The organism is Streptomyces sp. HSW2009, assembly GCF_040240285.1.
Classification (GTDB): Bacteria; Actinomycetota; Actinomycetes; order Streptomycetales; family Streptomycetaceae; genus Streptomyces.
Map to the genome: position 1 here is coordinate 1 of NZ_JBEHZD010000451.1, position 6801 is coordinate 6801.

General features: G+C 72.3%; 6 protein-coding genes. 2 read left to right on the forward strand and 4 right to left on the reverse strand.

Features of this window, described 5'->3' with window-relative positions:
• Positions 1-184: 184 nt before the first annotated feature.
• The 3 genes from AAHZ94_RS25910 to AAHZ94_RS25920 form a co-directional block, all read right to left on the reverse strand.
• On the reverse strand, positions 185-838 hold the full coding sequence (locus AAHZ94_RS25910; RefSeq protein WP_349995669.1) for a lytic transglycosylase domain-containing protein: 654 nt from the start codon (positions 836-838) through the stop codon (positions 185-187).
• A gap of 499 nt (positions 839-1337) precedes the next feature.
• Entirely contained in the window at positions 1338-1991 is a 654-nt protein-coding gene (locus tag AAHZ94_RS25915) for a DedA family protein (protein WP_349995670.1), read from the reverse strand.
• A gap of 491 nt (positions 1992-2482) precedes the next feature.
• Positions 2483-2950, reverse strand: coding sequence for a DoxX family protein (locus AAHZ94_RS25920; protein ID WP_349995672.1), 468 nt, complete (start codon positions 2948-2950; stop codon positions 2483-2485).
• Positions 2951-3702: 752 nt separating this feature from the next.
• On the opposite strand from AAHZ94_RS25920, the gene AAHZ94_RS25925 reads away from it, so the two are divergent.
• A complete protein-coding gene (locus tag AAHZ94_RS25925; RefSeq protein WP_349995674.1) occupies positions 3703-4431 on the forward strand; it encodes a Clp protease N-terminal domain-containing protein in 729 nt (242 codons plus the stop codon).
• Between the two features lie 160 nt (positions 4432-4591).
• Here the strand turns inward: AAHZ94_RS25925 and AAHZ94_RS25930 are convergent, their stop codons facing one another.
• Positions 4592-5260, reverse strand: a complete 669-nt coding sequence (locus tag AAHZ94_RS25930; protein WP_349995676.1) for an HNH endonuclease family protein — start codon at positions 5258-5260, stop codon at positions 4592-4594.
• A 941-nt stretch (positions 5261-6201) separates the two neighbouring features.
• Between AAHZ94_RS25930 and AAHZ94_RS25935 the strand changes: the two genes are divergently transcribed.
• Positions 6202-6783 carry a TMEM165/GDT1 family protein gene (locus tag AAHZ94_RS25935; protein WP_349995678.1) on the forward strand — a complete coding sequence of 194 codons (582 nt, stop codon included), beginning with the start codon at positions 6202-6204 and terminating at the stop codon, positions 6781-6783.
• The last annotated feature ends 18 nt before the right edge of the window (positions 6784-6801 follow it).

Here is a 6801-nt window from a genome sequence, read left to right on the forward strand (position 1 = left end):
CCCCCCCCCCCCCCCCCCCCCCCCGCCCCCCGCCCCCCCCCCCCTCCCCCCCCCCCCCCCCCCGCCGGGCGGGCCGCCCCCCCCCCCGGGGGCCGGTGACGGGACGGTGGTGCGCGCCGCAGGGTGAACGGCGGCCCCGTCGGGTGGGTGGTGCGGCGGGCAGTTGACGGCTGGGGGCGCGTGGCTAGGGCGCGCCGTCGCCGTCCGGTGTGGCGCCGTCGGCCGGTGTGCTCGCCGAGGCGTCGGGGTTCGGCGTGCCGGACTCACCGCCCAGCTTCTCGCGGCGCTCCCGCTCCGTCTGCTCGTAGTCGGGGAGCAGCCGCTTGATGATGCGGTCCACGTAGCCGCGGGTCTCGTTGAACTCGGGGATGCCGCGCACCCGTAGTACGGCGCCGGGGCCCGCGTTGTACGCGGCGAGCGCCAACTCGGTGCGGTCGCCGGGGACGTTCTTGACCGAGTCGTAGAGATGGCACATGTACCGGGCCTGGGAGGGGATCGCGTCCTTCGGGTTCCACACGTCGGCCTTGCCGTCGCCGTCCCCGTCGCGGCCCCACTCGGTCCAGGTGACCGGCGCGAACTGGGAGATCCCGTCGGCCTTCCCGGAATTGGCCCGGGGGTCCCACCGGCTCTCCGCGTCTATCTGCGCGGCGAGCAGGGGCACCGAAAGCGGCTCACAGGTACGGGCGGCGGCCTCGATCGTGGCCCGGTACTCGTCCGGGACGGTGGGCAGCGGATCGGTCCCGTCCTCCACTAGTTCGCGTACGGCGAAGACGCCGGCGCCCAACAGCGCCGCACCGGCCACGACCGCACAGCCGAACCGGGCACGCGAGGTCACCATGCAGAAGGGCAAGAGGAAGTGAAGAGCATGGGAGGGACGATAACCGGATTTACCCGAGGGCCCGGCATCCGGATCTCACGTGCGGTGTTTGATCCGGATTCGCGTTCTCGCCTCGTGCACGGGTACCCGTCGTGGTACGCCCCCGCTGCCCGATTCCGGTCATCGAACGCGGCCGGCGGGCCCGACCCGGCGGACAAACGGGCGGCGGGCGCGGTCTGGTGTGGTGGGGGGCGGGCTGCTTGCGGGGCAGGGCCGTGGAGTTGGCGCATGGGCCGTACGGGGTGGCGAGTTGGCGTCCGGGCGGGGCGGGGCGAGGCCGGCGGCCGTACGGCGGGCGGCGGTGCGGTGGGCCGGCCCCTCGTGCGGCGGTGCGGACGCCGACGGGCCCGCGCCGGGAGTGGCGCGGGCCCGTGAGTGGTTCGGACGGTACGGGTGGTGCGGGCGGTGCGAAACGGCTCAGATGCTCAGGGTGCTTCCGGGTGCTTCGGGCGGCGCGAGGTCAAGAAGGCTGCGGGGCCTTGCGCTTGTTGGGGCGGCGGCTCATCACGAAGCCGGCGATCGTCCCCACCGCGACCAGCGCGAGGACCGAGACCGCGGTGCTCAACCAGGTGGCGCCGAGCCACTGCCCACCGAGGTAGCCGAGGCCCACGCTGTACCCCGCCCACATCAGCCCGGCCAGTGCGGACCAGGGAAGGAACTCGGCGACCTTGCGGTGCGCGGCGCCGGCGCCCAGGCTCACCACGGAGCGCCCGGCGGGCGCGAAGCGCGCCAGGACGACCAGCGCGCCACCGCCGCGCGCCCGCGCGGCGCCCAACTTCTGCTGTGCGGAGGTCAGTCGGCGGGAGCGGGCGATGGCCCGGTCGAGGCGTTCGCCGCCGCGCCACGCCAGTCGGTAGGCGACCATGTCGCCGAGCACGGATGCGGTGGTGGCGCAGAGCACCAGGGCCAGCATCTCCGGGATGTCCGCGTCGGGCTTGACGCCGCGCGCCGCGTTGACCGCGTCGGCGGTCGTGGTGCCGGCTGCCGCGGTGGCCGCGGCGACCACCAGGATGCCGCTCGGCAGGACGGGCAGGAAGACGTCCAGGACCACGGATGCACCGATGATCACGTAGATCCACGGGGTGTCGACCAGCGACCCCAAGGTTTCCAGCAACGTCTCTCCCGATCCCGTTCCCCCGCCGCGACGTCGCAAGGGAGCGGCAGGAGCGGCCTCTTCAGCAACAGCCATACAGCGTATGCCTGTACTGCCAGAGCATACCGAGCCGAGACCGTCCATGACCGCTGCATAACGCCGAGGTCACGCCGTATGAACGGGGTCCGCGACGGTGGCCCGACGGTTACGGACCGGTAAGCCCTCCTCAACGCACGGGCACACCATGAGCAACAGCGCATAACGGGCCGGCCGGCCCGCCCGGGCTCGGTATCTCGATATGTCGACTCGTCATCACGTCGTTACATCCGCAGGTCGGTAGGGATACCCGCGGCCTTCGGCGGCGCGTCCGATATCGAGGAGAGTGTCCCGAACGGCGCCGGGACGCGCCGGGAACGACACCGGCCGCGCCTCGATCGATATCGGGGCGCGGCCGGGGGTGCGGGGCGGCGCGGACGCCGCTGCGCGGTGGACCGGAGTGGGGTCCGGGTGGATCAGACGCGGGTCGGCTGGCGGTGCGGCTCGCTGGCGCTCTGGGTGCGGCCGGCGCCGATGAAGCGGTCCAGGGCCCAGGCGCCCGGCCCGGTGAAGATGATGATCAGGAAGGCCCAGCAGAACATGGCGGACGCCTCGCCGCCGTTCTCGATCGGCCACAGCTTCTCCGACTGGTGCTCGACGAAGTACGCGTATGCCATCGAGCCGGAGGATATGAAGGCCGCGCTGCGGGTGAACAGGCCGGTCATGACCAGGATGCCGCCGATGAGCTGGATCACGGCCGCGTGCCAACCGGGCCAGGTGCCGGCGTCAATGGTGCCGCCCGCGCCATCGACTCCGCCGAAGGAGCCGAACAGGGTCTTGGCGCCGTGGCAGGCGAAGAGCAGGCCGACGACGATGCGGAACAGCGAGGTCGCGTACGGCCGGGCCGCGTCGAGATGTTCGTTTAGGGGGTTGGGGGATGACATGGCAGGGGGACTCCTCGTTTCGGGGACGGGAAACAACGAGGTGGCCAGGTTAGGGACGCCTCATCAGTTGTTGCAAGTTCAAGTTCTGCCACTTGGTGCTGCTCGGTGCGGGGGGATGTGCGTCGGTCGGGCGGCTCGCGACCCCGTGGGTGGGTGGCCGGTCCGTGCCGTCCATCGCCGCTGCGTGGCGGGGTGGTGGGGGAGTGGCGACCGCACCGTGTGGGGTCGTCGTGCGGCGCCTGGGCCCCCGCTCGCCTGCGACGTCTCGTGAACGCGCCTGGTCGATGCGGAGAGCCTAGAGCGACATGAGCATGACCGTCAGGTGGTCTCGACCAGTTGGTATGGACTTTTAATCAGCCGCATGGACTTTGCTGGTCCGGGGGTGGGGTGGGTGGTGCGTCGGTGGCTGGAAATCGCCATTGTGGTGACGTTGATCTCGGTGTTGCCGTGCGCACTTCCGGGATCGCCCTGTCTTTTCTGGCCTCCGCCGGCTCTCGGTCGCTGGCCTCGACTCTTGGTCGTGGCTCCGGCCTCGGCTCCCGGTCGCCCGTCCGGGCTCTCGGTCGCGACTCCTGCTCGGGCTGGCGACTCCCGGCCGCTGGTCGCGGCCCCCTCCCGCCGACTCTCGCTCCCCGGCTCCAGCCCCCTGCTCCCCGGCTTCCCGGTCCTCTTCGGGCTCTGTCGGCGGGGTCGCACGGCGAGTGTCAACCTGAGGTTGACGACGACTGCCCTGTCAACCTACGGTTGACGGCATGACGAAGCCCTTAGGAATCACGCCTCCGATCCGACTCGACGAGCTGATCGAGGCCATCAAGAAGGCCCACCCCGGCGCGCTGGACCAGCTCGCCGGCGCCGTGATCGCCGCGGACCACCTCGGCGAACTCGCCGACCACCTCATCGGCCACTTCGTCGACCAGGCGCGCCGCTCCGGTGCCTCCTGGACCGACATCGGCGCCAGCATGGGGGTCACCCGGCAGGCGGCGCAGAAGCGGTTCGTGCCCAAGGGCGCCAACGAGGCCGCCGAGCTCGATGTGAACCAGGGGTTCGGCCAATTCACCGAGCGGGCCAGGAACGTCGTGGTCGCCGCGCACAATGAGGCCGTCGCCGCGCGCAACCCGGAGGTCGGCCCCGGCCACCTCGCGCTGGGGCTGCTGAGCGAGCCGCAGGCGTTGGCCGCGCGGGCGATCGTGGCCCAGGGCGTCACGCTGGAGCAGGTGCGCGAGGCGCTGCTGGCCGCGCTGCCCGCGGCGGCGGACGAGGTCCCCGAGCTCATCCCGTACAGCCCGGGCGCCCGCAAGGTGCTGGAGCTGACCATGCGGGAGGCGCTGCGCCTGGGGCACGACTACATCGGCACCGAGCACGTCCTGCTCGCCCTCCTGGAGCATGAGGACGGGGCGGGCGCGCTGGCGGGCGTCGGCGTGGACAAGGCGGCTGCGGCGGAGTACCTGACCCGGGCCGTGGCGGCGGCCGAGCAGGAGTAGGAGTAGCCAGGAGTGGGTCGACGCGGCTCCGCCGCCCCGTGGGCCGGGGCGGCGGAGCCGGTCGGTGCTGGGCCGGCAGCCGTCAGCGGTGGTCGGCAGCCGTCAGCCGCGGCCGACTGTCGTCAGTGGCGGCAGACGTCGGTAGCGGCTGGCAATGGCGTCAGCAGCCGTTGAGGATGCGGCTGAGGGCGCTCTTCTCGGCGCTGTCGACGGAGAGCTTGTAGTAGTGCTTCACCGAGACCCACATCCGGGCGTAGGTGCAGTGGTAGCTCTTGGTCGGCGGCAGCCACTTGGCCGGGTCCTTGTCGCCCTTGGCCTGGTTGACGTTGTCCGTCACCGCGATGAGCTGCGAGCGGGTGAGGTCGTTGGCGAAGCCCTCGCGGCGCGAGTTGGTCCAGGAGCTGGCGCCGGACTTCCACGCCTCGGACAGCGGCACCATGTGGTCGATGTCCACGTCGGACGCGGCGTGCCAGGTGGCGCCGTCGTACGGGGAGAACCAGGAGCCCTTCACCGCGGCACAACTGCTGTTGGTCTCGACGTTCTTGCCGTCCCGCTTGAGGACGACCTCGCGGGTGTTGCAGCTTCCGCTCTGGGTGCTCCAGTGCGGGAACTTGTCGCGGCTGTAACCGCTCGACGAGCCCTCGGACTTGACGGTGAGCTGGGCGAGGTAGGTGCGTGCGGTGCCGGCGCTCGGCGGGGTGGGCGGCGCGGCGTGCGCGCTCGGGCCGCTCATCACCAGCGTGCCGACCAGCGTGGCCAGACCACCGATGGCGGTTGCTCGACGCGCGTAGACACCGCGACGCGAAGAGGTCGTGTCCGTGCGGGACATGGCGAACTCCCTCTGGAGTGGGGGGAAACGGGCGCTGTGGCCCGGACATGGTCTCGGCGCCGGGTTGCTCTGGGGTGGGCGCCAGGTAACAGCGTGACGACGCGGTCATGTCAAAGCAAGGGGGCGCGCGGTACGCCGCCGGGCTCTCCGCCGGTGCGCGGACGGCGCGTTGACGCCCCGTGAGCCGTCCTGACCTGCGCCGCGTACGGGTGCGTGGGCCGCGCCGTGGACGGTGGAGTGGGCGGGCCGTCCGTCGCCCTGCGGGCGCTGGTCGCGGGCTCGTGGGAGCCCGCCGGGTGGCGTACGGCGGGTGGCGGCGGGGTCCCGATGCGCGGCTCGGTGCCGTGTGGCTCGGCGCCGCGGGGCGCCGTACTGCGGGGGGCGGGCCGAGGGGCGGCGGGTCCCGTACCGCGGGCGCCGTGTCGCGGGGGCGTACCGCGCGGCGGGGCGGCAGTCGGCGCGGCGCGCGGTCGTGGGCAACGTCACGCGGGGCCGGTGGTACGGGGTGCCGGCCGGTGGCCCGTTCCCCTGGCCGGGCCCCGCGGGGAGGTCATCCGTGCTGGTCAGGCGGGTGCGCGCGGGATGGCGGTCGGGGCGGCGTGCGGAAGCAGCGGGCGGGGGAGGGGCGCGGAGGGGCGGCGCGGGCTGACGTATCCTCGTCGACAGCAGAAGGGGAGTAGCTCTTCGCCGGACCGTCGACATACTGCTCACCGTCCTCGTACCACCATCAGGTGGGGCGCTCGCGCGTCAGGGGGAACGGGGGGCCGGCGCCCGGAGGCGGGTGGCTGCGAGTGGGCACGCCTAGATGGCGTGTCACGTCTCGTGTGCCACTGCGCCAGCGAGACCTTCGGCCGCAGTGTCCGACGCTGCCGTGCCGAAGCGACCCCGCGCAACAGGGACCTTTCGGTGCGGACGCCCGACCGAACGAGGAAACCCACCCCGTGTTCAGCCTCACCGTCGCCGCCGTCACCTTCGGCGTCGTCTTCCTTGCCGAACTTCCCGACAAGACCGCCCTGGCCGGCCTGATGCTCGGCACCCGCTACCGCGCGTCGTACGTCTTCGCCGGCGTCGCCGCCGCCTTCGCCGTCCACGTCGCCCTCGCCATCGCCGCCGGCAGCGTGCTCACGCTGCTGCCGCAGCGGCTCCTCCAGGCCATCGTCGGCGTGCTCTTCCTGGCCGGCGCCGCGATGCTGCTGTTCAAGAAGGACGAGGACGAGGAAGAGGTCAAGAAGCCCGCAGACCAGAGCTTCTGGAAGGTCGCAGGCAGCGGCTTCATGCTCATCCTGGTCGCCGAGTTCGGCGACCTCACGCAGATCATGACGGCCAACCTCGCCGCCCGCTACGACAGCCCGATCTCGGTCGGCGTCGGTGCCGTGCTCGCCCTGTGGGCGGTGGCCGGCATCGGCATCGTCGGCGGTCGCACCCTGATGAAGTACGTCCCGCTGCGTCTGATCACCAAGATCGGCGCCTGCGTCATGCTGCTGCTGGCCGTGTTCAGCCTGTACGAGGCGATCGCGGCGTAGGGACGGCGGGCGGCGCCC

Coding starts and splice junctions, on each gene's coding strand:
- AAHZ94_RS25910 (WP_349995669.1), bottom strand. CDS start 838: ATGGTGACCTCGCGTGCCCGGTTCGGCTGTGCGGTCGTGGCCGGTGCG.
- AAHZ94_RS25920 (WP_349995672.1), bottom strand. CDS start 2,950: ATGTCATCCCCCAACCCCCTAAACGAACATCTCGACGCGGCCCGGCCG.
- AAHZ94_RS25925 (WP_349995674.1), top strand. CDS start 3,703: ATGACGAAGCCCTTAGGAATCACGCCTCCGATCCGACTCGACGAGCTG.
- AAHZ94_RS25930 (WP_349995676.1), bottom strand. CDS start 5,260: ATGTCCCGCACGGACACGACCTCTTCGCGTCGCGGTGTCTACGCGCGT.